Annotated in this window: 23 protein-coding genes; 11 read left to right on the top strand and 12 right to left on the bottom strand. The window is 70.2% G+C overall.

Annotated elements, in window-relative coordinates; all coding sequences use genetic code 11:
- Positions 1 to 145 precede the first annotated feature (145 nt).
- A complete protein-coding gene (locus tag ACGFW5_RS17775; protein ID WP_393835158.1) occupies positions 146 to 2,380 on the top strand; it encodes a catalase in 2,235 nt (744 codons plus the stop codon).
- Between the two features lie 189 nt (positions 2,381 to 2,569).
- On the opposite strand, the gene ACGFW5_RS17770 is transcribed toward ACGFW5_RS17775, so the two are convergent.
- Positions 2,570 to 3,673, bottom strand: coding sequence for a glutamate--cysteine ligase (locus ACGFW5_RS17770; protein ID WP_393835157.1), 1,104 nt, complete (start codon positions 3,671 to 3,673; stop codon positions 2,570 to 2,572).
- 258 nt (positions 3,674 to 3,931) lie between these two features.
- Complete coding sequence (locus ACGFW5_RS17765) at positions 3,932 to 4,120, bottom strand: DUF6381 family protein (RefSeq protein ID WP_393835156.1); 189 nt, start codon at positions 4,118 to 4,120, stop codon at positions 3,932 to 3,934.
- A gap of 385 nt (positions 4,121 to 4,505) precedes the next feature.
- Here ACGFW5_RS17765 and ACGFW5_RS17760 point away from each other — a divergent pair, with 385 nt between their 5' ends.
- Positions 4,506 to 4,898 carry a phage holin family protein gene (locus ACGFW5_RS17760; RefSeq protein ID WP_393835155.1) on the top strand — a complete coding sequence of 131 codons (393 nt, stop codon included), beginning with the start codon at positions 4,506 to 4,508 and terminating at the stop codon, positions 4,896 to 4,898.
- A 125-nt stretch (positions 4,899 to 5,023) separates the two neighbouring features.
- On the opposite strand, the gene ACGFW5_RS17755 is transcribed toward ACGFW5_RS17760, so the two are convergent.
- The 3 genes from ACGFW5_RS17755 to ACGFW5_RS17745 all read right to left on the bottom strand — a co-directional run bounded on the left by ACGFW5_RS17755 (position 5,024) and on the right by ACGFW5_RS17745 (position 8,922).
- Positions 5,024 to 5,416, bottom strand: a complete 393-nt coding sequence (locus ACGFW5_RS17755) for a cytochrome c oxidase subunit 4 (RefSeq protein WP_393835154.1) — start codon at positions 5,414 to 5,416, stop codon at positions 5,024 to 5,026.
- Positions 5,417 to 5,593: 177 nt separating this feature from the next.
- On the bottom strand, positions 5,594 to 7,297 hold the full coding sequence (gene ctaD / locus ACGFW5_RS17750; RefSeq protein WP_393835153.1) for a cytochrome c oxidase subunit I: 1,704 nt from the start codon (positions 7,295 to 7,297) through the stop codon (positions 5,594 to 5,596).
- On the bottom strand, positions 7,294 to 8,922 hold the full coding sequence (locus ACGFW5_RS17745) for a cytochrome bc complex cytochrome b subunit (protein WP_393835270.1): 1,629 nt from the start codon (positions 8,920 to 8,922) through the stop codon (positions 7,294 to 7,296). Before ACGFW5_RS17745 ends, ctaD begins: the two co-directional genes overlap by 4 nt.
- Positions 8,923 to 9,236: 314 nt before the next feature.
- Between ACGFW5_RS17745 and ACGFW5_RS17740 the strand changes: the two genes are divergently transcribed.
- The 3 genes from ACGFW5_RS17740 (at position 9,237) to ACGFW5_RS17730 (ending at position 12,443) form a co-directional block, all read left to right on the top strand.
- Positions 9,237 to 9,467, top strand: coding sequence for a DUF6479 family protein (locus tag ACGFW5_RS17740; RefSeq protein WP_393835152.1), 231 nt, complete (start codon positions 9,237 to 9,239; stop codon positions 9,465 to 9,467).
- Positions 9,468 to 10,025: 558 nt separating this feature from the next.
- Positions 10,026 to 10,913 (top strand): SDR family oxidoreductase, encoded by an 888-nt coding sequence (locus ACGFW5_RS17735; protein WP_393835151.1) that lies wholly within the window; start codon positions 10,026 to 10,028, stop codon positions 10,911 to 10,913.
- Between the two features lie 126 nt (positions 10,914 to 11,039).
- Positions 11,040 to 12,443: an aromatic acid exporter family protein gene (locus ACGFW5_RS17730; protein ID WP_393835269.1), complete on the top strand. Its 1,404-nt coding sequence runs from the start codon at positions 11,040 to 11,042 to the stop codon at positions 12,441 to 12,443.
- A 75-nt stretch (positions 12,444 to 12,518) separates the two neighbouring features.
- On the opposite strand, the gene ACGFW5_RS17725 is transcribed toward ACGFW5_RS17730, so the two are convergent.
- Both ACGFW5_RS17725 and ACGFW5_RS17720 read right to left on the bottom strand, forming a co-directional pair.
- Positions 12,519 to 13,538, bottom strand: a complete 1,020-nt coding sequence (locus ACGFW5_RS17725) for a Ku protein (RefSeq protein WP_393835150.1) — start codon at positions 13,536 to 13,538, stop codon at positions 12,519 to 12,521.
- A 296-nt stretch (positions 13,539 to 13,834) separates the two neighbouring features.
- The gene (locus ACGFW5_RS17720) at positions 13,835 to 14,098 is read right to left on the bottom strand and encodes a GlsB/YeaQ/YmgE family stress response membrane protein (RefSeq protein WP_393835149.1); all 264 of its coding nucleotides are present in this window, start codon (positions 14,096 to 14,098) and stop codon (positions 13,835 to 13,837) included.
- A gap of 226 nt (positions 14,099 to 14,324) precedes the next feature.
- Between ACGFW5_RS17720 and ACGFW5_RS17715 the strand changes: the two genes are divergently transcribed.
- From ACGFW5_RS17715 to ACGFW5_RS17695, 5 genes are all read left to right on the top strand, one after another.
- Positions 14,325 to 15,512 (top strand): ABC transporter permease, encoded by a 1,188-nt coding sequence (locus ACGFW5_RS17715; RefSeq protein WP_393835268.1) that lies wholly within the window; start codon positions 14,325 to 14,327, stop codon positions 15,510 to 15,512.
- Between the two features lie 121 nt (positions 15,513 to 15,633).
- Positions 15,634 to 15,813: a CsbD family protein gene (locus ACGFW5_RS17710; protein ID WP_393835267.1), complete on the top strand. Its 180-nt coding sequence runs from the start codon at positions 15,634 to 15,636 to the stop codon at positions 15,811 to 15,813.
- Positions 15,814 to 16,263: 450 nt separating this feature from the next.
- The gene (locus ACGFW5_RS17705) at positions 16,264 to 17,067 is read left to right on the top strand and encodes an alpha/beta fold hydrolase (protein ID WP_393835148.1); all 804 of its coding nucleotides are present in this window, start codon (positions 16,264 to 16,266) and stop codon (positions 17,065 to 17,067) included.
- Complete coding sequence (locus ACGFW5_RS17700) at positions 17,067 to 18,356, top strand: PP2C family protein-serine/threonine phosphatase (RefSeq protein WP_393835147.1); 1,290 nt, start codon at positions 17,067 to 17,069, stop codon at positions 18,354 to 18,356. Before ACGFW5_RS17705 ends, ACGFW5_RS17700 begins: the two co-directional genes overlap by 1 nt.
- Complete coding sequence (locus ACGFW5_RS17695) at positions 18,353 to 18,691, top strand: STAS domain-containing protein (protein WP_393835146.1); 339 nt, start codon at positions 18,353 to 18,355, stop codon at positions 18,689 to 18,691. Before ACGFW5_RS17700 ends, ACGFW5_RS17695 begins: the two co-directional genes overlap by 4 nt.
- Before the next feature lie 69 nt (positions 18,692 to 18,760).
- On the opposite strand, the gene ACGFW5_RS17690 is transcribed toward ACGFW5_RS17695, so the two are convergent.
- Complete coding sequence (locus tag ACGFW5_RS17690; RefSeq protein ID WP_393835145.1) at positions 18,761 to 19,966, bottom strand: erythromycin esterase family protein; 1,206 nt, start codon at positions 19,964 to 19,966, stop codon at positions 18,761 to 18,763.
- A gap of 58 nt (positions 19,967 to 20,024) precedes the next feature.
- Between ACGFW5_RS17690 and ACGFW5_RS17685 the strand changes: the two genes are divergently transcribed.
- Positions 20,025 to 20,795 carry a TioE family transcriptional regulator gene (locus tag ACGFW5_RS17685; RefSeq protein ID WP_393835144.1) on the top strand — a complete coding sequence of 257 codons (771 nt, stop codon included), beginning with the start codon at positions 20,025 to 20,027 and terminating at the stop codon, positions 20,793 to 20,795.
- Here ACGFW5_RS17685 and ACGFW5_RS17680 read toward each other — a convergent pair.
- From ACGFW5_RS17680 to ACGFW5_RS17665, 4 genes are all read right to left on the bottom strand, one after another.
- Positions 20,782 to 21,477, bottom strand: coding sequence for a DUF4097 family beta strand repeat-containing protein (locus tag ACGFW5_RS17680; RefSeq protein ID WP_393835143.1), 696 nt, complete (start codon positions 21,475 to 21,477; stop codon positions 20,782 to 20,784). The genes ACGFW5_RS17685 and ACGFW5_RS17680 overlap by 14 nt on opposite strands.
- A 64-nt stretch (positions 21,478 to 21,541) precedes the next feature.
- Positions 21,542 to 22,186, bottom strand: coding sequence for a response regulator (locus ACGFW5_RS17675; protein WP_393835142.1), 645 nt, complete (start codon positions 22,184 to 22,186; stop codon positions 21,542 to 21,544).
- Entirely contained in the window at positions 22,177 to 23,409 is a 1,233-nt protein-coding gene (locus tag ACGFW5_RS17670) for a sensor domain-containing protein (protein ID WP_393835141.1), read from the bottom strand. The genes ACGFW5_RS17675 and ACGFW5_RS17670 overlap by 10 nt, the downstream gene beginning before the upstream one ends.
- Before the next feature lie 366 nt (positions 23,410 to 23,775).
- Positions 23,776 to 25,134 (bottom strand): MFS transporter, encoded by a 1,359-nt coding sequence (locus ACGFW5_RS17665; protein ID WP_393835140.1) that lies wholly within the window; start codon positions 25,132 to 25,134, stop codon positions 23,776 to 23,778.
- Positions 25,135 to 26,139 lie beyond the last annotated feature (1,005 nt).

Here is a 26,139-nt window from a genome sequence, read left to right as displayed (position 1 = left end):
GCGTGGACGGCACACGCCACGCCACGTACCGGGCAGATGCCATGGGCCCCTGCGGATGCGGGTGACAACCGCCCGTGGTCCGTTTGAGGTTCACGGCCCAACGGTCATGGCTGAGGTGTCCTGACCACCGCCACTGGGAGAGAGCATGACGACAGAACACCCGAGCGCAGACTCCACCGCGAGCGACAGCCTGCCGGGCAGGCCCGGGCCGGTGTCGCCGCCCGTGGCCGAGCCCACCCGGCCCGCCGAACCGCTGCCCCCGAAGCCGGATCAGCAGGGCCCGGAAACCGTGAGCCCCACCGGCCAGGCCACGGGCGCCGATCCGGCACGCATGGCGCAGAGCGGCGCGTACCTCACCACGGCCCAGGGAACGCGGGTGTACGACAGCGACCACTCCCTGAAGGCCGGGCCGCGGGGGCCGGTCCTGATCCAGGACCATCATCTGCGCGAGAAGATCACCCACTTCGACCATGAGCGGATCCCGGAACGAGTGGTGCACGCGCGGGGCGCCGCCGCCCACGGAGTCTTCCAGGGCTACGGCACCGCGAGCGAGGTGAGCAAGGCGGCCTTCCTGGCCGAGGGTGTGGAGACGCCGGTCTTCGTCCGGTTCTCCACCGTCCTCGGCTCGCGCGGATCGTCCGACACGGTGCGCGACACCCGTGGTTTCGCGACGAAGTTCTACACCGACGAAGGGACCTTCGACCTCGTCGGCAACAACATTCCGGTCTTCTTCATCCAGGACGCGATCAAGTTCCCGGACATCGTGCACGCCGCCAAGCCGCACCCCGACCGGGAGATCCCGCAGGCCCAGAGTGCCCACGACACGTTCTGGGACTTCGTGTCCCTGCACACCGAGGCCACCCACCACACGCTGTGGAACATGTCCGACCGAGGCATCCCGCGCTCCTACCGGATGATGGAGGGCTTTGGGATCCACACGTTCCGGCTGGTCAACACCGCCGGTGAGAGCGTGCTCGTGAAGTTCCACTGGAAGCCGAAGCTGGGCGTGCACTCCCTGGTCTGGGAGGAGGCGCAGCTCATCAACGGAATGGACCCCGACTTCCACCGCCGCGACCTGTTCGACGCGATCGAAGCGGGCGCCTTCCCGCAGTGGGAACTCGGGATCCAGGTCTTCCCCGACACCCCTGAGCAGACCTTCGAGGGGATCGACCTTCTCGACCCCACCAAGATCGTCCCCGAAGAGCTCGCCCCTGTGCAGCCCATCGGCCTGATGACCCTGAACGCCAACACCAAGAACTACTTCGCCGAGACCGAACAGGTCGCCTTCCACCCAGGACATCTGGTCCCGGGCATCGACGTCACGGACGACCCGCTGCTCGCCGGACGCCTCTTCTCCTACCTCGACACGCAGATCAGCCGGCTCGGCGGGCCCAACTTCGCGCAGATTCCGATCAACCGGCCGCACGCGCCCGTCAACGACATGCTCCGCGACGGCATGCACCAGAGCGCCGTGCACACCGGCGTCGCGCCCTACCGGCCCAACAGCCTGGACGGCGGATGCCCCTTCCTCGCCGGCGCCGACATGAGCGCCTTCATCGAGACCCCGGTGCGCATCCCGGAAGCGAGCAAGGTCCGCGAGGCGCCCGCCTCGTTCGCGGACCACTTCAGCCAGCCCCGGCTCTTCTGGCTCAGCATGAGCGCCCCGGAGCGCGAGCACATCATCGCCGCGTACACCTTCGAACTGGGCAAGTGCTTCGAACAGGCCGTCAGGGAACGCAACCTGCAAGTGCTGGCCAACATCGACCCGGAGCTGTGCGAGCAGGTCGCCGCGGGCCTCGGTCTGCCGGCCCCCGAAGCCACCGTGCCGCTCGCCCCGGCCGAGCCGAGCCCCGCCCTGTCGCAGCTCGGCAACACCTGGCCGACGGACGGCCGGGTCATCGGCATCGTCGCCGACGCCGCCGCCGACCTGGACGGCGTACGAAGTGTGCGGCAGGCCGTCCTTGACGCCGGCATGGTCCCCCTCGTCATCGCGCCGACCGGCGGTACCCTCGGCTCCGACGGCGATCCGATCGCCGTCCAGCGGACCTTCGCCACCGCCCGGTCCGTCGAGTACGACGCGCTCCTGTTCGCGGGATCGCCCGAGCCCGGCGCCGACGCCTACGGCGCACGCGACGCCAAGGCGGGCGCCCCCGCCTCGCGGGGGGCCGACCCGCGCGTCCTGCTGCTGCTCACCGAGGCGTACCGGCACGGCAAGGCGATCGGCGGCTGGAACGACGCACGCGGTCTCTTCGACGCGTCCGGCATCGGCGCGGACGAGCCCGGCATCGTGGTGGGTGACACCGGTTCGGCGGTCGTGGAGAGCGTCCGGGGCGCCCTTGCCGAGCACCGGGCGTGGGACAGGTTCCCGCCCGCTCTCTGAGGCACGGGCTCCGGGGCACGGGCTCTGGGGAACGGGCTCCGGGGCACGGGTCCTCAGGGGCCCGCGCAGCCGAAAGCCGGGTGCCCGCACCGATGGTGCGGGCACCCGGCCGTTTGTCGTGCCGGGCGAGGGGCGAGCACACGGCGCACCGTCGCGGCCACCACGAGAACGCCCTCGCCGCTCGGACCCTCAGTCGGCCAGGGCGGTGATGCGGGCGCACTCCCGCACGACCGACTCCAGGTTCTCGTGCTGCCGGTAGATCTCGCGCTGGCGCTCCGCGCCCGTGCCCCGCTCCGTCAACCGGGCCAGTGTGCGACGTACCCGCTCCAGGTCACCGCTGTCCGCAAGGGCGTCCTCCACATGGGCCACGAGCGCCGAGACCACGCTGGACGCGGGCTTTTCGCGCATCGTGCGGGGGTCGACGAGCGTGCCGGTGAGGCCCGAGCGCGCGGCCCGCCACGACGCGAGGCGCAGCAGGCCGGCACTGACCGGCGCCGGCGGACGCCCGGCGCGCCAGGCCGACGCGGCGGTCTCCACCAGGGCACGCACCAGCGCCGCGATCAGGACGGTGGTGCCCGGCTCAAGACAGACGTCGGCGACGCGGATCTCCACCGTGGGGTAGCGGGCGGAGAGGCGGGCGTCGAAGTAGATCATGCCGTCGTCGCGCAGCGCACCTGTGGCGAGCATCGACTCGACGTGCTGGTGGTAGCGGTCGGCAGAGCCGAAGATCTCCGTCGGCCCGGCGGAGGGCCACCGGTTCCAGACCCGGCTGCGGTAGCTGCTGTAGCCGCTGTCCTCGCCCTGCCAGAAGGGCGAGTTCCCGCTGATCGCGGTCAGCACCGAGAGCCAGGGCCGTATCCGGTCGAGCACGGCGACGCCCTCGTCGTCGGACTCCACCGCCACATGCACATGACAGCCGCAGGTCAGCTGCTCGCGGGCGGTGAGCCCGAAGTTCCGCGCCATCCAGAGGTGGCGCTCCCCGAGGTCCAGCGAGGGCTGCACCGGCACGGGCGAGGTGGCAAGGGCCGCGACCGTGGCTCCCGCCTCCTCGGCGCGGGAGGCGGCCTCCCTGCGACGCTGGACGATCTCCTCCTCGACATCGGCCATCGACGTCAGCGGGCTGGTGGCAAACTCCACCTGTTCCTTCTGCAGTTCCCTCTCGAACCCCTGCTCGTCGTCGTCATCCGCCTCCCGGGGGGAAGGCGGTGAGACGACGACCGTGGACAGCGCCAGAACCTCTCCGGTCCGCGCGCTCACCATGAGCAGTTCTTCTTCCACCCCGACGGTGCGCATGCGCAGTCTCCGATCCGTGCCGGTACCCAGATACAGACGTGTGCCCCGACGGCGGGGACTCATCCGGGGCGCACCGGAACACGGCCGCGGCGCTCCGTCGGCGTACGGGGATCACGGCACGACGCCGGAACACGGCACGACGCCGGAACACGAACCGCGGCGCTCCGTCGGCGTACGGGGATCACGGCACCGCGGGCGGCGTACGGGGATCACGGCGCCGCGGCTGCCGCGGGCGCACGACCGCGTACGGCGCCGGGGTCAGACCGGTTCGACGCCCTGGCCCGCCATGCGGCTCGCCTGTTCGCTCTGCTCCTGGGCCCGGCGAGCCTTGTCCGCGAGACGCTTGCGCTGTTCCGGGTCGGTCGCGCGCTCGGCGGCCTCCTTCCACTCCTGCGCCCGGGCCTCCAACTCGCGGGCACGGCTGCGGTATTCGTCTCCCACGCTCATGATCACTCCTGGGTTGGGCGGTGGAAAAGGGGTCAGCTGCCGGGAGTGCCCGTGACCGCGCTTCCTGCCGTTCGACGACGCGGCGGACGCCGTGCCTTCGCTGACAGCTTGGGTGATCCCGTGGGTGGCAGCATCCGGGGTTCGGCCATGCGCGGGGCGACGAGCGGGCGCCGTGGGTCCGGGTGGTGCCGGCCCGTCGCGGCGACTGTGACCCGGGGCGCGCCGGGCCGGAGTGGCACGGGTTGTGGCGCCCTGCCCGGCGTGTCACGGTGAGGCGACGAGGCAGGCCCCCGCGCCGCCGCGCGCCGATGTCGACGGTGAAGACACGGCCCAGGACCGGCGCCGGAGCGCGCCCTTGGCCGGGCACTCAGGAAGGCAGCGGCACATGAGCGGGAACCACGAAGCGGACGGCGCGCCCTACCGCTCGTCCGGCGACCTCGCCGACCGGTTGGCGCAGGACGCGAGTGACCTCTTCAAGCAGGAGGTCGATCGGTTGCGCGAGCAGGCGACGGCCACCATGAGGCGAGCGGGGCTTGGCACAGCGGCATGTGCCGGCGCCGGGCTGTGCGCCGTGCTCGCGCTGTGGTCGGCGCACCAGAGCGCGCTGCGCACGTTGGAGCGCTCCATGCCGCCCGGGCGGGCGGCCGCGGCCCTCGCCGCCACCTACACGGCGGGTGCCGGAGTCCTCTCGGTGGTCGGGGCGTGGAAACTCAGGGAGGCGGCACGGGCGTCCGGCGACGCGCTGCACCGCGCAGGCGAGGACCTGACGCCGCACTGATCACCGCGCCTCGGCCCCGAGGACCCGGGGCAGGGCCGCGCGGGCGCCCCGAGGTTCCGGGACAGGCCCCCCCGTGCGCGCCCGGAAGTTCCGGGACAGGCCCGCGCCGGCGCCCCGTAGGGCAGTCAGGCGCCTCGGTGGACGTACTGGAAGGCCATCCCGCCGACGCCGGCGCAGAGCACGCCGAAGCCGAGAATGAAGAGCCACAGCCCGAAGACGAGGCCGACCGCGGTCACCGCGGCGCCGAACCCGGTGACGGCGGGGTAGGGGCTGCGGGCGGGAAAGAAGTCGACGGGTCCGGCCCGGTCGGCGATGTGTGCATGACGCAGGTCCTCGGGCCTGTCGCCGCGACGATGGTGATGGTGCGCGAAGAAGAAGCAGATCAGCGACGACATGAGGAACGCCACGGTGAGCGCGGCGGTCCCGGCGGGCTCGCGCCCCGACCACCACCCGTAGCCCACCCCGGTGGCGAGGAAGAACACCGCCACCCCCGCGAAGAGATATGCCTCGGCTTTCATGGAACGCCTCTCCTAGGGGGTGTCTGGTGGATCAGGGTCGGTCAGGGTGCGGCGCCTGGTGCGGTGCATCGCAAGGCGCCGGAACGTCGTGATAGCGGAGCTATCGGGGCGTTTCGGCAACGCCGCGAGGTGCCGTGCCAGGCGCCGCACCCCCGGCCATGATCCACCAGACACCCCCTAGAGGGGGTCGGGGGTCGCCTGTCCGCGCGGCGTCGCCGGGACCGGCAGAGCCGCGACCTCCGGGTGGTGCAGATCGAAGGCGGGGGAGTCGGAGCGGACGCGGGGCATCGCGTGGAAGTTGTGCCGCGGTGGCGGGCAGGATGTGGCCCACTCCAGCGACCGCCCGTACCCCCACGGGTCCTCTACGCCGACCAGGGGCGCCCGGGCCGCCGTCCTCCACACGTTGTACAGGAACGGCAGGGTGGAGAGCCCGAGCAGGAACGCGCCGATGGACGACACGGTGTTGAGGAGCGTGAAGCCGTCCGCGGAAAGGTAGTCGGCGTAACGGCGCGGCATCCCTTCGGCGCCGAGCCAGTGCTGCACGAGGAAGGTCGTCTGGAACCCGACGAACAGCGTCCAGAAGTGGATCTTGCCCAGGCGCTCGTCGAGCAGGCGCCCGGTCCACTTGGGCCACCAGAAGTAGAACCCGCCGAACATCGCGAACACCACCGTCCCGAACAGGACGTAGTGCAGGTGCGCGACCACGAAGTAGGAGTCGGTGACGTGGAAGTCGAGCGGTGGCGAGGCCAGCAGCACACCGCTGAGGCCGCCGAAGAGGAACGTGACGAGGAAGCCGATCGACCACAGCATCGGCGTCTCGAAGGAGAGGGCGCCGTGCCACATCGTGCCGATCCAGTTGAAGAACTTCACCCCGGTCGGTACGGCGATCAGAAACGACATCAGGGAGAAGAACGGCAGCAGCACCGCCCCGGTGGCAAACATGTGGTGGGCCCACACCACCGCGGAGAGCGCCGTGATCGTGATGGTGGCTCCCACCATGCCCACATAGCCGAAGGTGGGCTTGCGGCTGAAGACCGGAATGATCTCGGAGACGATCCCGAAGAACGGCAGCGCCACGATGTAGACCTCGGGATGACCGAAGAACCAGAACAGGTGCTGCCACAGGAGGGCGCCGCCGTTGGCCGGATCGAAGATGCGGGCACCGAACTTCCGGTCGGCCTCCAGGGCGAAGAGCAGCGCGGTGAGCACCGGGAACGCGAGCAGCGCCAGGATCGACGTCAGCAGGACGTTCCAGGTGAAGATGGGCATACGGAACATGGTCATGCCGGGTGCGCGCAGGCAGACGATCGTGGCGATGAAGTTGACAGAGCCCAAGGTGGTGCTCAGGCCCGTCAGGATCAGCCCCATGGCCCAGAGATCGCCTCCGGCGCCGGGGGACCGGACGGCGCTGTTGAGAGGTGCGTAGGCGAACCAGCCGAAGGACGCGGCGCCGCCCGGCACGACGAAGCCCGACACGACGATGAGGGCGCCGAACAGATAGAGCCAGTAGGTCAGCGCGTTCAGCCGGGGAAAGGCCACGTCGGGCGCGCCGATCTGCAAGGGCATCACCGCGTTGGTGAACCCGGCGAACATCGGCGTCGCGAACAGCAGCATCATGATCGTGCCGTGGATGGTGACCAGCTGGTTGTACTGCGCGTTGCTCCACAACTGAAGCCCGGGGCGGGCGAGTTCGGCCCGCATGCCCATGGCGAGCAGCCCGGCGAAGAGGAAGAACCCGAACGCCGTCACGAAGTACAGGGCGCCGATGACCTTGTGGTCCGTGGTGGTGAGGCAGTTCAGCAGCCGCCCGCCGAGCGAGCTGCCGCGCGAGACACCGGCCGTCGACTGTGGCCGCCCCGCCGTGATGCCGGTCTGCGTCATGGTGTCTTCCGTTCCGGTCGGGCCAGCGCTTCCTCGACGTGGCGCTCCTGGTCAGCGGTGGCGGCAAGGGACACCCGGCGGCGGAAGTACCAGCGGTTCAGGGCGGCCCGCAGACGACTGCGGCGCGGCGCCCCCGCGCCCGGGGCGGGCGCCGGCTCCGGAAGGTCCCGCACGAGGAAGCGGTAGAGCCGCACCGGGGACGCCGGCCGATGCCCCGGCTCCAACGAGCCCTGCACCCGCTGTGTGACATAACCGGTCTCCTCGCCGTGCGTCAGCACGTGCAGCTCGTGCGACTGCATCGCCAGGCACAGTCGTTTGGTGAGCAGGAACGCGAGCACCGGGAAGACGAAGAACCCGACGCGGAACACCCACGTCAAAGTGTTCACCGACAGCCGGAAGGAGAAGGCCATCACGTCGTTGCCGCCCGCCGCGAGGAGCACGGCGTAGGCCACGACGCCCGCCACCCCGAGAGCCGTGCGGGTCGGCTGGTCCCTGGGCCGGTCGCACAGGTGGTACTCGCCCCGGTCCCCGGTGATCCAGCGCTCGAAGACCGGATACGCGATGAGGAGCACGGCCAGCACGCCCGGCAGCACGACGGCGGGCAGGAGAACGTTCCACATGACCGTGTGGCCCGCCACCGCCAGCTCCCAGCGCGGCATGAGCCGCAGGGCCCCCTCCAGGAAACCCACGTACCAGTCCGGCTGCGCCCCGGTGCTCACCTGGTCGGCGCGGTAGGGACCGTAGTTCCACACCGGATTGACCTGGGCCACCGTGCCGAGCACGGCCACCGTCGCGAAGACCATCAGGAACAGGCCGGTCGACTTGGCGATGAAGTGCGGGAACATCGGCTGGCCCACGACGTTGTGGTTCGTCCGGCCCCGGCCGCTCCACTGTGTGTGCTTCAGATAGACCACCAGCATCAGATGCACCGTGACCAGAGCGATCAGCGCGCCCGGCACGAACAGCACGTGCAGGATGTACAGCCGGTTGTTCAGGAGGTGCCCGGGGAACGCGCCGTCCCACAGCAGGTACGCCAGATGCGTGCCCACGACCGGAATGGACATGACGATGGTGTTGGCGGTGCGCAGCCCGGTGCCGGACAGCAGGTCGTCGGGCAGCGAATAGCCGCAGAACCCTTCCAGGAGGGAGAGGAAGAACAGCGACACACCGATCGCCCAGTTGAACTCGCGGGGCCTGCGGAACGAACCGGTGAAGAAGATCCGCAACAGGTGCACGCTGATCGCGGCCATGAAGATCAGCGCCGCCCAGTGGTGCATCTGACGGATCAGGAGGCCGCCGCGGATGTCGAAGGTGATGTGCAGGGTCGAGAGGTACGCCGTCGACATGGGAAGCCCCTGGAGCGGGACGTAACTCCCGTTGTACAGCGCCTCCTTGGTGCCCGGCTCGAAGAACAGGGTCAGCCACGTACCGGTGAGCACCAGCACCAGCAGGCTGTACAGGGCCAGCTCCCCCAGCAGGAAGCTCCAGTGATCGGGGAACGCCTTCCGCAGCAACGCCTTGGCGATTTCGGCCACCGGTGCCCGCCGGTCCACCACCGTGAACCCGGTCCGTACGGCCTCACGCGCGACGGCACGGGCGTGCTGTCGCCGCCTGCGGAACAGCAGCATGCGTCACCGCTCTCTGGTGTCGGGCTACGGAGGACCAGCCACGCACAGTCAACCGGAAATCTCGGCCCAAACTGCCACTTACCGGGACGTGAAACAGACTTCACCCGTTCGCACCCGCCACCTGGCGCGCTGAGCCGCCGGGGCCCGGAGCGGGCACACGCCGACGGGAGTACGGCGATCGTCCCTTTGGAGCAGACGTCGGCACACGCCCGAGATGTCTCGGCATATTCGGGTAGCAGAGGTATGTCATGCCGTACAGCAGTGCAGGGGTCACAACGGCCCTCGGTAGCAATGCAGAGGAGTTCGAGCACATGGTGATCGCTCACCCGACCACGCAGGTCGTCGCCGCAGGGCCCGCCACGGCGCTGCTCCTGGTCATCGTGGGAGTGGTGGTGGTGGCCGGGCTCCTCGCGATGTTCTGGACAGGCCGTCGCCGGGCCGCACGGAAGTCGCCGCCCCCCTCGGCGCCCCAGCCCGGGGCGGACTCCTGGGACACCCCTCCCTCGTCCCCCGGAGCGAAGGACCAGAACGAGGGCAGGTGACCTCGACGGCACGGCGCCCGGCTGCCGCCCCGTAGGAGCCGCGACCCGGGCGCCGTCCGAGTGGCCCGGAAGGTGACCAACACCCCTTCCGGGCAAGCCTTTTCGCGCCAGTACGCGGCCTGCGGCCATGCACCGGCCCGCTCTCCTTCAGCGCTTGGGCCCAGCGCGGGGAGCCGGCGTGGGCGGGGCGCCGACGCCTTTCGCCGATCTCGGGCGTGTGCAGCGGCGCATACATGCGCACATCGGGGTACCTGACGTGTGCCCCATCAAGGGGGCGCAGAGGTGCTGCGGAGACGGGCAGAGGAGCCCGTCGAGACCCTGCCGCCCCCGTAGTGGACAGGGCCGGCCGGGGGTTCGCCGGGGAGTCCGCCCGACAGCGGTCCTGGCCGGGGCGGGGGCCCATGCCCGCGGGCCCACCGCTGCGAGAACAACACATCCGCGCCACCGGACGGCAGAAGGCAGCGCGCCGAAGCACGTCCCCGAGCGCACCCGAGACCCCGCTCCGTTCACCCGTCCACCCATCCACACGGCCCCACGGACTGAGAAAGGCGCCATCCCATGACCGAACCGGCACGCCCCCAGGACCCGACCGACAAGCACCCCCGGCCCGACCTGCCACAGCAGGACCAGCAGCACCCCGGCTGGACCGGCCCGATGGACCCGCCGCCCGACCACGGCGAGCAGACATACCGGGGCAGCGGGCTGCTCACCGATCGCAAGGCGGTCCTCACCGGTGGCGACTCCGGCATCGGCCGCGCCGTCGCCCTCGCCTACGCCCGCGAAGGCGCCGACGTGCTCTTCACACACCTCCCCGAAGAGGAGGAGGACGCACGTGAGACGGTGCGCCTGGTGGAGGACGCGGGACGACGGGCCGTCGCCGTCGCCTGTGACATCCGCGAGGAGCAGCAGTGCCGGGAGCTGATCGACCGGGCCGTCGCCGAATTCGGACGCATCGACGTACTGATCAACAACGCGGCCTACCAGATGTCCCAGCCGGACGGCATCGAAGCCATCACCACCGAACAGTTCGAGCGCGTGCTGCGCACCAATCTGTACGGCATGTTCTGGCTGACGAAAATGGCCGTACCGCACATCCCCGCGGGTGGGTCCGTCATCAACACCACGTCGGTCCAGGCCTATCAGCCCAGCCCCCACCTGCTCGACTACGCCATGACCAAGGGCGCCATCGTCACCTTCACCAAGGGCCTGGCGCAGATGCTGGCCGAGCGGGGGATCCGGGTCAACGCCGTGGCGCCGGGCCCGGTATGGACACCGCTCATCCCGGCGACGCTGCCGGACACCGTCGAATTCGGCAAGCAGGCTCCGCTGGGGCGGCCCGCGCAGCCCGCCGAAATGGCGCCGGCCTACGTCTTCCTGGCCTGCGAGCACGCCAGCTTCATCACCGCGGAAGTGCTGAACGCCACCGGCGGCTCCCCGCTTCCCTAGGTCGCGTCTTCAAGGTCGCGTCTTCAAGGTCCCGTCCGAAACGACTGCGACGGACCGGACGGAGCTTCACGTCATCGCCGGCCGTGGTGAGCGCCGGTGCGAACACAGGATGGAACGTTGAGAGAAGTGGGCCAGGCCTTCGTTCAGTGGAGGCAGTGGGCGGGCTGGGAGTGCGCGGCGGTGTCCCGGTCGGCGCGGCGGGCGCTGAGCGGCCCCGGACCCGAACGGGACACCGCCGTCCAGGCGTTGAAAGCAGCCGCGGCGGCGCTGATCGCCTGGGCCCTCGCGGGCTGGTGGTGGAAGGCGCCGATGGCGTTGCTGGCTCCCTGGACCGCGCTCTTTCTGGTGCAGAGCACGGTCTACCGCTCGCTCAAGACAGCGTTGCAGCAGTTCGTGGTCGTGGTGGTCGGCACCCTTCTGGCCGCCGGCGCCGGCGTGCTGACCGGCGACACCATGCTCGCCATGCTCATCGTGCTCCCGGTGACCATGCTCTTCGGCTCGTACGCCCGGTTCGGCACCCAGGGTCTCAACGCGCCGACCGCCGCGCTCTTCGTGCTGGTCTACGGCACGTACTCGGGCTTCGACATCATCCACCGCTTCCTTGAGACGCTGCTGGGGGCGGTCATCGGACTCGCGGTCAACGCCCTGGTCCTTCCGCCGGTGCACTCCCGCAGCGTGCGCCACCTGCGCGGGCGTCTGCCCGAGGAGAGCGCGGCGCTGCTGCACGCCGTCGCGGACGGCCTCGGCGAGGGCGACGTGGCCCGCGAGGACGCGCAGGCCTGGCACGACCGGGCCCGACGCCTCACCGACCGTGTCACGGACCTGCGTACCGCCCGTCGCTGGTCGGACGAGAGCTATCGCTTCAACCCGGGCCGCCGACTGCGCCGTTCGACGCCCCTGCCGCCGGCCGCCGACTGGGACTTCGCCTGGGACCGGATCACCAACCACGTCGAAGCGATCACCCGGACCCTGGCCGAGCCGCCCGAGCGCCGCTCCGACCGGACGCTTCTGCCCGGGCCTGCGCCGGGCATCGTGGCCGAGCTGTTGCGGGCGGCCGGGGACGTGTGCGCGCTCGACGACACGGGGGAGAGTTCGGAGGCACCGGAACGGGACGACGACGAGGCGTCCGGGCAGACCCAAGACCGACGGCGCGAGGCACTGCACAGGGCGTACGCCGCCGAGAAGGAGCTGACCTCACTGTTCCGTGAGCGCGGCGACGCATTGCAGGACACGCTCGCCGCGGTGACCGCCGACACGATCCGACTGCTCGGCGACCTGTCGGAGGTCGCGGGGAGCCGCCCGGACGACGCCGTACCTCAGGAAGGCGGGGCGGGTCCGCAGGACGACGTACCCCATGGAGGCGGGGCGGGTCCGCAGGACGACGTACCCCATGGAGGTGGGGCCGGTCCGCAGGACGAGGTGGCTCAGGAGGGTGGGGCGGTCCAGGGGGGCGTGGGGGGGGGGGGGCCACGGGACGAAGGGGGCCGGGAAAGCCGGGCGGCTGAGAACGACGACGGAGCCCAGCGGTAGCAGGGCCGGTGGCGGGCGCGCCGGGGTGGCGGCGGGCCGAGCACGGCCGCCTCGGCCGGACGGCTGCCGCCGGCGTCAGGCGGCTTGGCGCTGCCCGTCGAGCGCCTGGATCAGTTCGTCGCGCGTCATCGAGGAGCGGCCCTCGATCCCGGCCGCTGCCGCCTTCTTGTAGAGCTCGGCCTTGTTCATCGTGTGCGGGTCGTGCCCCTTGCCCTGGGTCCGAGCGCGCTTCTTGGCTGCCGGCTTCGTCGCCGTCCGCCCGCTCGTCCGCGGCGAGGCGGAGCCGCCGGTCGCGGCCTTCTCCCGGGTGTCCTTGGGGCTGCGGGCCCCCTCCACACTGGCGCGCAGTGCCTCCATCAGGTCGACGGCAGGCGACGGCTTCGGCGCCGGCTCGGCCTTCTCCACGCTGTCACCCGCCTTCTTGGCCTCGATCAGAGCGGCGACCTTGTCCTGGAACGTGTCGTGGAACGTCGCCGGGTCCCAGCTCATGCTCAGCGCCTCGATCAGCTGCTCCGCCATCTTCAGTTCCTTGGCCGACGCGGAGGCCTTGCCGGGCAGGGTGTCGAGCTCCTGCTTCGGGTCCCGGATCTCATCGGCCCAGTGCAGCGTGTGCAGGGTGAGCAGACCGTCCTCGGCCTTCACGGCGACGAGGTATTCGTGCTGACGCATCACGAACGTGGCGATGCCGGTCTTCTCCGCACGGCCCAGGGCTTGTTCGAGGAGGCTGTAGACCTTGGCGTACCCCTTGCCGCGGGGAGCGAGGTAATACGTGCGGTCGAAGTAGATCGGCTCGATCTCGTCGAGGCCCACGAACCCGGTGATCTCCAGCGTCTCGGAGCGGCCGGGCGCGATGTCGTCCAATTCCTCGGGCTCGACAACGACGTACTCGTCACCCGTGTCGTAGCCCTTGACGATGTCCTTGGCGTCCACTTCCTCACCGGTGCGCTCATTCACGCGCCGGTTCCGGATCCGGTCGGATGTGCCGCGCTGGAGCTGGTGGAAGTGGATGGTGTGGCTGTCGGTCGCCGTATGGAGACCGACCGGCAGGCTGACCAGGCCAAAGCTCAGAACTCCGGCCCACACGGGTCTGGCCACGACGCCACCGCCTTCACTGCTGTCAGCCGTCAGCCCCCTCTTCGGTAGGTTCTCAAGCCGGGGGAGCCGTGTCGCGCCGAGGGCGCCGACGGGGCTGAGCGTTGCGGGGAAGCGGTGGGGCTTGCGGTACGGCGAGCGGTGCGCGCAGCTGTCGCCCCGGCCCGGTGCGTCGGCGTCGCCCGGCCGGGGCGCCTGTCGCCCGGACGGCCCAGCGCCGCGAAAACTCTCGGCGTTCCCGGCAGGACAGCCGGAAAGCGCCGAGAGTGAGCGAGGCCATCGCGTCGCGCTCGGTCCGGTCAGCCGCGGCGCCCCGCGATCAGACGGTAGAGGAAGAGCACGATCACCGAGCCCACGACCGCCGTGATCCAGGTCGACAGGTGGAAGAAGCCCTTCATCCCGTCGACTCCGAAGATGAGCTGACCGAGCCAGCCGCCGAGCAGGCCGCCCACGATGCCGATCACGATGGTGACCAGGCACCCGCCGGGGTCCTTGCCCGGAGTCAGCGCCTTGGCGACGCCTCCCGCGATGAGTCCGATGATGATCCAGGCGATGATGCCCATGACGGAGACCTGCTTCCTTTCGTTGCGTGACCCGGCCGACGAGACCGGCGGGCGGTGACAGTGGGGAGCCGGCCCCCCCGTTCGCCTTCTACGCCGTACCCCCGGCGAGGACCCGCTCACGGGACCTACGGTCCGCGGACCAGGACCGAAAGTCCTGGTCAGGGCCCACATCACGGGGTACGCGGCGCGGAAACCGATCCCGGTCCCGGAGTGGTCGCACATGCCGATGGATGAAGACGACGCCAAGCACTCGGTCACGGACAGCGAGGCCGAACGGCCGCCTGCGGAGAGGGACACCAACAGCCCGCCTGCGGAGAGCGACACCACCCGCCCGTCCGCGCCGCGCGACACCACCGCCGGGCACGGCGCGCACGCAAGGAAACGCGGCACACGTGAGGCATGGGCCGACTTCAGGGGCTCGCCCTTCTTCCCGGCGGTCGTGCTGGTCTTCATCCTGGCCGCGGCCGCGGGCCTGTTCGCCGGCTCGTACACGTACACCATGGCCAATCCGACACCGCACCACATCCCCACCGCGCTGGTCGCGCCGCCCGGCTCCGTCGAGGCCGAGAAATTCGTGGCCGGTCTGGACAAGGCCCTCAACACCTCGCTAGCGCTGCGCCCTTACCGGGACGAGCGCTCGGCCCGCGCGGCGATGGAGGAGCAGAACGTGTTCGCCATCCTCGACGTGCGGCCCGACGGGGTACGCATGGAGGTGGCGGGCGCCGCCGGTGCCTCCGTGGCCCAAGTGCTCGCGGAGGCCGCGCCACCGGTGGCGAAGGCCATCGGCGTGCCGGTACGGATCACCGACGTGAAGCCCCTCCAACGGGGTGACCCGCGCGGCCTCGCCCTCTTCTACATCTCGCTGGCCGCCGTGGTGCTGGGGTTCGTGGGCTCGATCCAGCTGAGCGTGCATGCGCGGAGCCTCAACCCGCTGGAGCGGATCGCGTTCACGGTGGCGTACTCACTGCTCGGCGGGTTCACCATCGCCGCGGTGGTCGACTGGGGGCTCGGCGCGGTGCGGCTGCCGTTCTTCGAGTCCTGGATGATCCTCGCGCTCACGATGTTCACCTCGGGGATGGTCTTCACCATGTTCAACACCTTGATCGGGCGCTGGGCCATGCTGCCCACATGGGGACTCATGGTGCTCCTGGGAAACCCCTCGTCCGGCGGCGCGGTGTCCTGGCCGCTGCTGCCGTCGCTCCTCGGCCACCTCGGGCGCTGGCTGCCGCCCGGCGCCTCGGTGAACGCCCAGCACACAGCCGTCTACTTCGCCGACGCCCAGCACGCCTTTCCGTTCCTCGTGCTGGCGGCCTGGTCCCTGCTGTCCTGCGCGGTGTTCTGGTTCTGGCGCCACCGCCATCCCGGCGGCCGCGACCGAGGCTCCCCGGCACACGGGGTGTCCGTGGCGGCGTGAGCAGAACGCGGGGTCAACTGCACACGATCACCCGGGACCGAAGAACGAATTCGAGGGTTTGGAGCGGACGCACGCGGCCAGACGTATGGCTGTCAGGGTATGCAATCCATGTGTGGGAGTGATGTCCGTGTCGGGTGACCAGAAGGCCGAGTCGAAGGTCGAGCAGGCCAAGGGCAAGGTCAAGGAGACGACCGGGCGTGCCGTCGGCAACGAGCGTCTGGAGGCGGAGGGCGCGGGCGAGCAGGCCAAGGGGGACGCCCGTGAGGCCAAGGAGAAGATCAAGGACGTCTTCAAGGACTGATTTGAGAGCGCTGATCCGAGAGCACTGATCAGCGAGGGCTCATCCGAGGTGCTGATCTGAGAGCACTGATCCGCGAGTCCGAGAGCGCTGATCCGAGAGCACTGATCCGCTCGACGGCGCCGCGGGGGGGGGGGGGGGGGGGGGGGGGGGGGGGGGGGGGGGGGGGCCCCCCCCCCCCGCCCCCCCCCCCCCCCCACGCCTCGCACGCTGCCGTGCCACCTGCCCTGCCACACCCCCGCCCGATGTGCGACCCCGCTCGCTTTCCGGGTGCCCCCCATGGTCAACTCGACGAGTTGATCAGCGCAGCCCCTGGGCCCCGGCCCCGGCCCGTCGACGCCTCGCCGCACGGTCCGGCTCGCTGCTCCCATGCGATCGGCGCGCCCGTGAGGGCATCAAACGAGTTTTTGGGGGGACTAGGGGCAGCAGGTGGTACTTGAGAGAATGGTGTTCATGGATATTGCACGTAGGAACAACGTCACCGTCACTGGCAACCCGGAGGGGCGGACGGTGGTGCTCGCTCACGGTTTCGGCTGCGATCAGAACATGTGGCGCCTCACGGTGCCCGCCCTGGTCGACGACTACCGAGTGGTGTTGTTCGACTACGTGGGCTCGGGCGGCTCGGACCCGGCCGCGTTCTCCGAGGAGCGCTACGGCTCCCTGGGCGGGTACGCCCAGGACGTGGTGGAGCTGTGCGAGGCGTTGGACCTGCGCGACGCGGTGTTCGTGGGCCACTCCGTCAGCGCGGTGATCGGGGTTCTGGCCGCCGGACTCGCCCCCGAGCGGATCGGAGCGCTCGTGATGGTCGCGCCGTCTCCCCGGTACATCGACGAGGACGGCTACCGCGGCGGGTTCAGCGCCGAGGACATCGACGAACTGCTGGACTCGCTCGAATCCAACTACCTGGGATGGTCGGCCGCCATGGCGCCGGTGATCATGGGGCACGAGGACCGGCCCGAACTCGGCGAAGAGCTGAAGAACAGCTTCTGCGCCACCGACCCGGACATGGCGCGTGTCTTCGCCAGGACCACGTTCCTCTCCGACTCGCGGGACGACCTGAAGAGCGTGAGCGTGCCGACCCTCGTCCTGGAATGCACGCAGGACGTCATCGCCCCCCGCGAGGTCGGCGCCTTCGTGCACCAGGCGATTTCCGGCTCGACCCTGGTCACGCTCGACGCGACCGGGCACTGCCCCCACCTGTCCGCGCCCGAAGCCACCAACGAAGCGATCCGGAACTTCCTGGTCAGCCTGCGATGATGTGCCGCAACGGGGAACATCCGGACCCGTACGAGGCCGACCGCGGGCAGACGTCGGACGCGGCGTTCGCCGCCCTTCTGGAGGACAGCGCCGACGAACTCTACGAGTGCGCGCCGTGCGGATATCTGTCGACCCTGATGGACGGCACCATCGCCAAGATCAACGCCACGCTGCTCGACTGGCTCGGCCTGGAACGCGACGCGGTGGTGGGCCGGATGCGCTTCACCGACCTGCTGACGGTGGGCGGCAAGCTGTACCACGAGACGCACTTCGCACCTCTGCTGCGGATGCAGGGCGAACTCGGCGGCATCGCCCTGGACATCAAGCGGGCCAACGGCACCCGCATGCCCGTGCTGGTGTCCTCCACGATCAAGCACGGAGGCGGCGGCGAGCCGTTGCTGATCCGCACCACCCTCTTCGACGCCCGGGACCGGCGCGCCTACGAGGAGGAGCTTCTGCGGGGACGCAAGGCCGCCGAAGAAGCCCGCAGACAGGCCGAAGCCGACCGGGCCCGCTTGCAGGACGCCCTCGCCGTGCTCCAGCAGTCCCTGCTGCCCGACACGCTGCCACCGGTGACCGGGATGGAGACGGCCGCCTACTACCACACCGCTCACCCCGAGCGGCTGGGCGGCGACTTCTACGACGTCTTCCCCATCAACGCAAACCGCTACGCCTTCTTCCTCGGTGACGTGTGCGGCAAGGGGCCCCAGGCCGCCGCCGTCACCTCCCTGACCCGCTACACCCTGCGCGCCGCCGCCCTGCACGACCCGGACCCCGTATCGGCGCTGTCCACGCTCAACACGGTGCTCCACGGGCGTTACTCAAGCAGCGGCGACCCGCGCTACTGCACGGCCGTCTTCGGCACGCTGGAACCCGACCCCGCGACGGGCAACGTCGCCGTGCACCTCGCCTCGGGCGGTCACCCCCCGGCCATCATCGTGCGGGCCGACGGCACCGCGGAGTTCTTGCAGACTCCCGGCGGCCTCCTCGTGGGCATACTGCCCTCCGCACGCTTCACGGCCGCCACGAGCGTGCTCCGCCCCGGCGACACGATCCTGCTCTACACCGACGGAATCACCGAAGCCCGCACCGGTGAGGACCGCACCGGCCTGTACGGGGACGAGGCTCTGCTCGCCTTCGCCGCCGGCCATGCGGGGAAGCCGCCCGACGCTGTCATCCAGGCACTGACCGGCCTGCTGAACAGTTTCGGCGAAGGTCTCGACGACGACACCGCTCTGCTCGCACTCGGCGTCCCAGCCTCCCATTCCCAGACGAGAAACCCCGAATGAGCCCCCTGAGGATCACCGCCCGAGACACTGCAACCGGTCCCGTCCTGGAGATCTTCGGCGACCTCGATTACGCCAGCGCCACCGGGCTGCGTGAACTGATCCCCACGATCGCCCTCCGCCCCGGCCAGCGCCTCGTCCTGGATCTCGGCGGGATGGACTTCTGTGATTCCAGCGGTGTCAGCGCCCTGATCGCCGCCCACAACCACGCCCACGCGGCGCAGGCCGACGCGGCGCTCGCCGCCGTGCCCGCCAACACGCTGCGCATCCTGCGCATCGTCGGCCTCGACCAGATCTTCCCGCTCTACCCCGACGCCGATACTGCCGTCGGCTCCTGACCGCCCACGGGTCGGCGAAGATTCCCGGTGGGGTGGACGCCGCGCCGGCCTGACGCCACCAGACACCCCCTAGCCCTCCACGACGTCCCTCACGAATACGATCCCATCGGTTGTGGCCAGGTGGGCCGGGTCGAGAGGGGCGTAACCGAACCAGGGGGACACGCGGGGCCCGAGCCCCATGTCGCCCGTGGCGATGGCCAGTTGGGGCGCGTCGATGAGGCAGTGGTCCTCCGCGAGGGCGTACAGGATTGCCTCGACGGTGCCCGGTGGCGGGGCGTCCACCGACTGGTGCGGGAGGGTGCCGAGAGCCGTGGCCAGGAACCCGTAGTCCTCGCCCAGCCGGACGCTCGCCAGAGCACCCGCACTCCACCACTCCAGAGGCCGGCCGCCCATGCGCATCGAGCTCTTGTCCCGTTGGAGATGGGAGTTGTGCGCGTGGACCAGGGCCGGGCTCCGTTCGGCGATGGCCAGGAGGTTGTCGGCCATCATCCTGTCCCGCAGACTCGTCAGCCGTGTCGTGCGTCCAGGCGAGGTGTCCGCCATCCAGAAGTGGTAGCGCAGCAAACCGGTGGCGGTGCGCGCGTACAGGCGCGCCCGGTCCCAGTCGTCCCGCGATGTCGTCATGATCAGATGCGGGCTCTGCTCGTCGAACAGTGCCACCACATCGTCGGCGAGCAGCCGCAGCTCCCTGGCCTCGGCCGACCGCCCCACCGACCGGGCCGGTTCCAGCATCGCGGCGCCATCGGTCCACCGCGCGTCGGGACCGAGCAGACGGTCGAGCGTTTGCGCTGTGCAGGGCAGCAGCTCCGTGGACACGTGAGCCGCGAGATATGCGTGGAGTGCCATCAGGGCCTCGCGGGGGCTCGCGGCCTCCGTCATCTCCAAAGGCGCGTCGAAACCGGCGAAACGCACCCGCTGCGAGACGGGCCGAGTGTCGTTGTAGGCGCGCATCCAGCGCACGAGTTCGCGGTTGGCGGCCGACCGGTTGAACCACTCGTGGCTGAAGCCTCGTGCCATGACGTCGTCGAGGGTGCCCGTGCCCAAGGTGACGTAGTCGTCCACGAGCAGGCCCCGCACGCAGTCGCTCTCGATGGCTATCGTCCGGTAGCCCTCCTGCTCGACGAGCTGCCGGAAGAGCGTGTTGCGTACGTCGAGCAGAGAGGCCTCGCCATGGGTGGGCTCGCCCAGAGCGAGCAGCCGGGGCCTGGTCGGCAGCAGCCGCATGACAGCGGCGGCGTCCACGGCATGCACGGTGTCCTTGATGTCGATTGCCATGCCCTCAACGCTATCGTTGAAGGCTCGATTGAGACTTTTCCTCGTTATCGTCGGGCTCATGGCAGAAAAGTCTCAAAGAGCCGGGCGACTTCGGCCGGTCGATCTGGCACGTGCGCACGGTCTGTCGACCCAGGCGGTCCGCAACTATGAGGAGGCCGGGATCCTTCCCGCCGCCGACCGCACCCCCCACGGCTACCGCGTCTACACCTCGCGGCACGCGGACGCACTCAAGGCGTTCCTCGCGCTGGTGCCCGGCCACGGACACGGGACGGCGGCGTCGATCATGCGGGCGGTGAACGAGGGCGCGGCGCAGGAGGCGTTCCGCCTCATCGACGAGAGCCACGCCCAGCTCCTGGACGACCGCCAAACGCTGCGGGCCGTGGAGAGCGCCCTGCGCGATCTGGAGCCGGCCACGACGTCCGGTCCCGTCACCGCGTCGGGACACACCGAACGGTCAAGGCCCGGCGGCGTGTTCATCGGGCCGTTGGCCGGGAAGCTCGGCATCCGCCCGGCGACGCTGCGCACGTGGGAGCGCGCCGGGCTCGTGCACCCCAGCCGCGACCCGCTCACCGGGTATCGCGTCTACGACGAGGCCGGTGTACGGGACGCCCGCATGACCCACCAACTCAGGCGCGGCGGCTACCTGTTGGAGCAGATCGCCCCGCTCATCACCCAGGTGCGGGCGGCCGGCGGGCTTGAGCCGCTTGCGGGGGCCCTGGCCGACTGGCGCGAGCGGCTGTCCGCCCGTGGACGCGCGATGCTGAGCGGGGCGGCCGAGTTGGAGGCGTACCTCCGAGGGCGAGGGCAGGACCCGCTCAGTGCACCTTGAGGCCTCCGCCCCGTGTCTCCACGTCGATGGCATGAGAAGCGTTCCGGTCGGTGGGGAGTGCGACCTCGGGCGTGGAACCGGAGCTGTGTGCGTCGATGGAGTACCCGGCGTCCTTGGGCAGACGCAGGTCGACCGCTCCGTCGTGCGTCTTGATGTCCACCGTGGCCGGAGCGCTTGAGAACGTGGCGTCGACCGCGCCGTCGCCGGTCGTCACCTTCGCGCTGGGGGAGCGGCTGCCGGAGAGGGTGACCGCGCCGTCGTCGCTTCGCAGGGTCAAGGGGCCCGAGGTGTTGTCCACGTCGATGGCGCCGCTGGTGGTGTGCAGGTCGAGCCGGCCGGACAGGCCGGCCGCCGAGATGGCGGGGCCGCCGGTCTCCACCGTTGCCGCCAGCGCGGCCGGAAGCGTGATGTGCAACTGGACCGAGCAGCCTCCGGCGCACGTGCCCACGACCGCGATTGTCTGCCCGGACGCCGTCATGCTGAATTCGGGAGCCTGGTCGTCGTATCCGCCGTCGGCCGTGACCTCCACGCGTGACGTGTTCCCCGCATGCAGGGTGACGCCCATGCCCTGTGTATGGACGTCGAGCAGCGTGCTCCTGTCCGCATCGGCGTGCCAGGAACCCGCATAGGGGTGGTCCGGGGGAAGCATCTCGACGATTCCCCAGCCGGCCAGGGCGACCACCCCGACGAGGGTGACGAGTCCGGTGTACAGGACCCCACGGCGCTTCCTCGATGACGTACTGATGTCAGGCTCCCAGATAACGTAGGACGGCCAGCACGCGACGGTGGTCCGCCGCCTCGGACCGCAGGCCGAATTTGGTGAAAATGCTGCGGATGTACTTCTCCACCGCCGCCGTGCCGACCACCAGCTCGGCCGCGATGCCCGCATTCGAGCGGCCTTCCGCCATGGCGGTGAGGACCTGCCGTTCGCGGCGGGTCAGGGCGGCCAGCGGATCCACTCTGCGGCTGCGCGACAGCAACTGCCTGACCACTTGGGGGTCCAGGACGGTGTCGCCGGCATGCACCCGTTCCAGCGCGTCCACGAGCTCGGCGGCGTCGGACACGCAGTCCTTGAGCAGATAGCCGAAGCCGTTGTCGTTGTCGTCGATCAGGTCGAAGGCGTACCGCTCCTCCACGTACTGCGACAGCACGAGTACGCCGACGTCGGGCCAGCGGCCGCGGATGACGAGCGCCGCGCGCAGCCCCTCGTCGATGAACGTGGGCGGCATGCGGACGTCCACCACACAGACGTCGGGCCGGTGTTCGGCGACGGCGCGCAGCAGGGCTTCGCCGTCCGCGACCGCGGCGACGACGTCGATACCCTCCTCGGTGAGGAGCAGGACGATCCCCTGACGCAGCAGCGCGGAATCCTCGGCAATCACTACCCGCACGGAAGGTCCACCCCGATCACGGTCGGGCCGCCGGCCGGGCTGTCGATGTGCAGCCGCCCGTCCACCGCGAGGGCCCGGCCCGCGAGCCCGGTGAGACCGCTTCCCCGGGCGGGGTCCGCTCCGCCTTGCCCATCGTCACCGATCCGCATGCGGAGGTGACCGGCGTCGCGCCGGACCTCCACCCAGGCGCGGCTCGCGTGGGCGTGTTTGGCGACGTTCGTCAGTGCCTCGGCCACGATGAAATAGGCGACCGCTTCGACGGTGGGGGAGGGCCGGGGATCGACCCGCACGTCGAGGCGGACCGGCACCGGTGCCAGCGCGGCGACGCCGGACAGCGCCGCTTCAAGACCGCGGTCGGTGAGGACCGGCGGGTGCAGCCCCCGCGCCAGGTCGCGTAGTTCCCTGACGGCCTCCAAGGTCTCGCGGCGGGCGTCCTCCACGAGCTGCTTCGTCGCCTCGTCACCGGACTTCCTGAGCCGTGACGTGGCGCGCCCCAAAGTGATCGACATGGCCACCAGGCGTTGTTGTGCGCCGTCGTGGAGGTCGCGCTCGATGCGCTTGCGTTCCGCCGCCGCCGCGTCGACGACCCGTGCCCGGCTCTCCGTCAACACCTTGACCCGGTCGGCCAGTTCCGTGCCGCGAGGCCGGGACAGCAGGGCTGTGCCCAGGGCGAGGTCCAGGGCCATCAGCGCCCTGACCAGCGCAGGAGAGGCGAAGGCGCCGAAGAGCGCCGCCATCACCGAGACCAGCAGGCTCGTCGGGAACCCGCTCACCAGCCAGGCTCCGAACCCTGCTTCGCCGGTCGGCAGAAACCCGCGGTAGACCGGCAGCAGGGCCAGCACCAGGGGGAGCGCCCAGATGAGGGCCACACCCAGAGTGGTCACCCAGGACACGCCCAGCAACAGAACGAAATAGCCGACGAGATGCCATGTGCAGCGACTGCGTACGATCTCCACCACCGTCCGCAACGACCGCCACGACCACGGTGGTTGGGGCGGCTCGGTGAGGGTGACGCCGCAGGCGACCGAGAAGCGGGTGCGTTCGAACGCCGCGAGCCGGTGAAGGGCCCAGGCGGCGGCCACCGTGACCGGCAGTCCCACCAACCCGATGGGCAGGGCGCACAGACCGGTTCCCAACACCGTGAGCACCACAAGGCCGGCGACGGCGACGACGCCGTCCATGGCCAAGTGGGCGCCGGCACGCCACAGGGCGGCCGATGTCAACGCCCGTAACGGATGGCGGGGGATCTGCGGGTGGGTGGGCCCGGTAACACCCGTACGGCCGGCCGGCCGGGCATCCACACGGGCGTCCCGTACGCGCCCGGCGCTGTTCCCGGTCAACTCATCGCCTGCTCCCGCTCCGTGAGCGCAGGCGGAACCCATCACCCAACGCCGGTCTCACGTCACCCGTCCGACGTGTCGATCTGTCGTAAGGACCGTAACCCGAGCGGCGCCGGCCCGGTCAGGAGGGCAGACCGACGGGTCAGGGGTAGGGATAACCCACCCCCGAGCCGATGGGTCCAGGGGGTCGGCGGGAGGGCGGGACGGGGCGTCCGCACCCTCCAGGAGCCGAACCTGTGTGACGGGTGGTCAGGACACTGGGTCGTGACGTCCCGTCGTCGCGATGACCGCCGCCCCCAGCACACAGGCGACACCCGCCGCGAGATAGGCGAGGTGGTAGCCGGTGAGCTGGTTGGTGCTGGTTGCCGCTATCAGGACCATGACGGCCACGCCGACACTCGCGCCGATCTGCTGTGCCACCACGTTCACCGCGCCGGCGACCGCGTGGCGCTCCGGCTCGACGCCGGTGAGTCCGGCGGATGTCATCGAGGGGAAGTTCAGCCCCTGGCCGATGCCGCTGATCACCAGGCCGGGCAACACATGCAGCACATAGGTGCCCTGATGCGGTGTGCTGATCCACAGCGCCGTTCCCACCCCGATCATGACCAACCCGACGGTCATCAGCGTGCGCGGGGTGTACTTGGCGAGGAGCCGCCCGGTGGCGAAGTTGGCGGTCAGGAACACGGCCGCCGACATCGGTACCAGTGCCAGACCGGACTCGACCGGCGAGTACTTCAGCATCCCCTGCAAATACAGCGGCGCGAAGAACAGCATCCCTACCGAGCCCATGTACTGGAGAAACGCGGCCAGGCTCGCGGAGCGCACCGACGAGAGCCGGAAGAGGCCGAGCGGAAGCACCGGGTCGGGGGTGTGGCTCTCACGTGCGACGAAGAGCAGCAGGAAGAGCACCGCACCGCCAAGTGCCGCCCACGCGGGCGCGCCACTGCTGCTCGCGCCGACGACCAGCAGGGTGAGGCCGATCGTGCCCGTGATCGCACCGGGCAGGTCCAGTCGGCCGCCGCGCCCGACCCCGCCGGGCAGTCCGGCGCGGGTCGCCGACAGCACCGCAAGCCCCACCGCCACCGAGAACCACAGCACCGAACGCCAGCCGAAGAACTGGGTCAGTACACCGCCCAGCATCACGCCGCCGCTGAAACTGGCCGCGCCGACCGCGGCGTACACACTGAAGGCCCGGTTGCGTGCCGGGCCGGCCGGAAACACCTCGGTGAGCAGGGCCAGCGCGGCCGGGCCCGACAGGGCCGCGCCGATGCCCTGGGCCGCCCGCGCACCGAGCAGTATCGCGGTGCTCGGAGCCGCGGCTCCGACCAGCGCGGCCACCGTGAACAGAGCGATGCCGCACTCGAAGACCCGGCGGCGTCCGAACACATCGGCCAGTCGGCCGCCGACCAACAGGAATCCGGCGAAGGTGACGGCGTAAGCGATCATGACCCATTGAAGGGTGACTTCGTCGAGGTGGAAGCGTTCCCCGACGGACGGCAGTGCGGCATTGAGGACACCCAGGCCGCTCACGTCGAGGGCGAGCGCCCCGGCCAGTACCCCAAGTGCCAGGCCCGGCCTCTGTCGCCGCATCACTTCGGTCGTGGTCATCGGGGCCTCCCGGGGAGCTCGCCGTCGGCCGGGGCCATGCGTACGCGATCACCGGGGCCCGCCCCTGGGCCGCTGCCGGAGCCGCTGCCGCTGCCGGAGCCGGAAAGCCGGGTGCCTGCAATGTCGTCGTGCAACGGGCATGACGCCGTGGGGAGGTGGTGGCGGCCGCGCTGTAATCGGGCGAGCGCCACGCCCGCTCGTGGCCGCTTCGTGGTGGCGAATTCTATTCGGCCGGTGCTCACCACCAGGGCGCGGACGTCGGTCGGCGCCGGCTCGTGGTCCATGATTTTCATGCCAAGCAGCTTGCAGTCCCCCTCGTGCGCTGTCCACCCGAAGCAGGGGGCCACCGACCGTTGTTCGGCCGTACCAAACCGAGCCACCGGTTTAACCGGAGCTGAAGCAGGGCGAGTTGAAAAGGAGGAAATCGGACACGTTACGGTCTGGATCACGCCAGTGCACTTCTGACCCACAGGGAACACTTGTTTCACCATTCGCTGGATGGCAGTCTGAAGTGGTCGATCCGGCGAGCGCATCTCGATGCGGTGTGTTCCACGGAGACTCACGTCATTCCTTATCGAGAATATTTCACCCGCTGAAAATCAGTGCACGATCTGATGCGGTCAGGAAAGCTCAACGAGGGGTCGGGTCACGGTGCAGCCACTTGTCGTCCATTCTCACGTCTTCACGTCCGAGACCGGCCACCCCTGCCCGCCCCCAGGCGCATCTTCCCGCCCCTGACCCGGCGTTCTCGCCGCGACTGCGCACCCCCTCACGGCACTCGACACATCGAAGCGCTGTTTTCCGCGTCCTGAGCCATTTCCCTGGCCGACCGCGCAAGCGCTGATCATGACGTTCCGAAACCGTCGGCATCGGCCCTCTTCGTCGCCCTGCGGCCGTACGCGCCATGGGCGCACTGAATTGCGGTGTCATTCCCCGACTGACGGAGCGTCCGACTCTTTGACCATTCGGCCGCAAGCGTCACCGGCCCATTCCGCCCGCCCTGCT

This window comes from Streptomyces sp. NPDC048416 (assembly GCF_043200435.1).
Lineage (GTDB): Bacteria > Actinomycetota > Actinomycetes > Streptomycetales > Streptomycetaceae > Streptomyces.
This window is presented reverse-complemented; position numbering and strand designations above follow the sequence as displayed.

What these genes read in the sequence shown, in the direction of transcription:
- ACGFW5_RS17775 (WP_393835158.1), top strand. Translation starts at nt 146, where the DNA reads ATGACGACAGAACACCCGAGCGCAGACTCCACCGCGAGCGACAGCCTG.
- ACGFW5_RS17770 (WP_393835157.1), bottom strand. Translation starts at nt 3,673, where the DNA reads ATGCGCACCGTCGGGGTGGAAGAAGAACTGCTCATGGTGAGCGCGCGG.
- ACGFW5_RS17765 (WP_393835156.1), bottom strand. Translation starts at nt 4,120, where the DNA reads ATGAGCGTGGGAGACGAATACCGCAGCCGTGCCCGCGAGTTGGAGGCC.
- ACGFW5_RS17760 (WP_393835155.1), top strand. Translation starts at nt 4,506, where the DNA reads ATGAGCGGGAACCACGAAGCGGACGGCGCGCCCTACCGCTCGTCCGGC.
- ACGFW5_RS17755 (WP_393835154.1), bottom strand. Translation starts at nt 5,416, where the DNA reads ATGAAAGCCGAGGCATATCTCTTCGCGGGGGTGGCGGTGTTCTTCCTC.
- ctaD (WP_393835153.1), bottom strand. Translation starts at nt 7,297, where the DNA reads ATGACGCAGACCGGCATCACGGCGGGGCGGCCACAGTCGACGGCCGGT.
- ACGFW5_RS17740 (WP_393835152.1), top strand. Translation starts at nt 9,237, where the DNA reads ATGGTGATCGCTCACCCGACCACGCAGGTCGTCGCCGCAGGGCCCGCC.
- ACGFW5_RS17735 (WP_393835151.1), top strand. Translation starts at nt 10,026, where the DNA reads ATGACCGAACCGGCACGCCCCCAGGACCCGACCGACAAGCACCCCCGG.
- ACGFW5_RS17720 (WP_393835149.1), bottom strand. Translation starts at nt 14,098, where the DNA reads ATGGGCATCATCGCCTGGATCATCATCGGACTCATCGCGGGAGGCGTC.
- ACGFW5_RS17715 (WP_393835268.1), top strand. Translation starts at nt 14,325, where the DNA reads ATGGATGAAGACGACGCCAAGCACTCGGTCACGGACAGCGAGGCCGAA.
- ACGFW5_RS17710 (WP_393835267.1), top strand. Translation starts at nt 15,634, where the DNA reads ATGTCCGTGTCGGGTGACCAGAAGGCCGAGTCGAAGGTCGAGCAGGCC.
- ACGFW5_RS17705 (WP_393835148.1), top strand. Translation starts at nt 16,264, where the DNA reads ATGGATATTGCACGTAGGAACAACGTCACCGTCACTGGCAACCCGGAG.
- ACGFW5_RS17700 (WP_393835147.1), top strand. Translation starts at nt 17,067, where the DNA reads ATGTGCCGCAACGGGGAACATCCGGACCCGTACGAGGCCGACCGCGGG.
- ACGFW5_RS17695 (WP_393835146.1), top strand. Translation starts at nt 18,353, where the DNA reads ATGAGCCCCCTGAGGATCACCGCCCGAGACACTGCAACCGGTCCCGTC.
- ACGFW5_RS17690 (WP_393835145.1), bottom strand. Translation starts at nt 19,966, where the DNA reads ATGGCAATCGACATCAAGGACACCGTGCATGCCGTGGACGCCGCCGCT.
- ACGFW5_RS17685 (WP_393835144.1), top strand. Translation starts at nt 20,025, where the DNA reads ATGGCAGAAAAGTCTCAAAGAGCCGGGCGACTTCGGCCGGTCGATCTG.
- ACGFW5_RS17665 (WP_393835140.1), bottom strand. Translation starts at nt 25,134, where the DNA reads ATGACCACGACCGAAGTGATGCGGCGACAGAGGCCGGGCCTGGCACTT.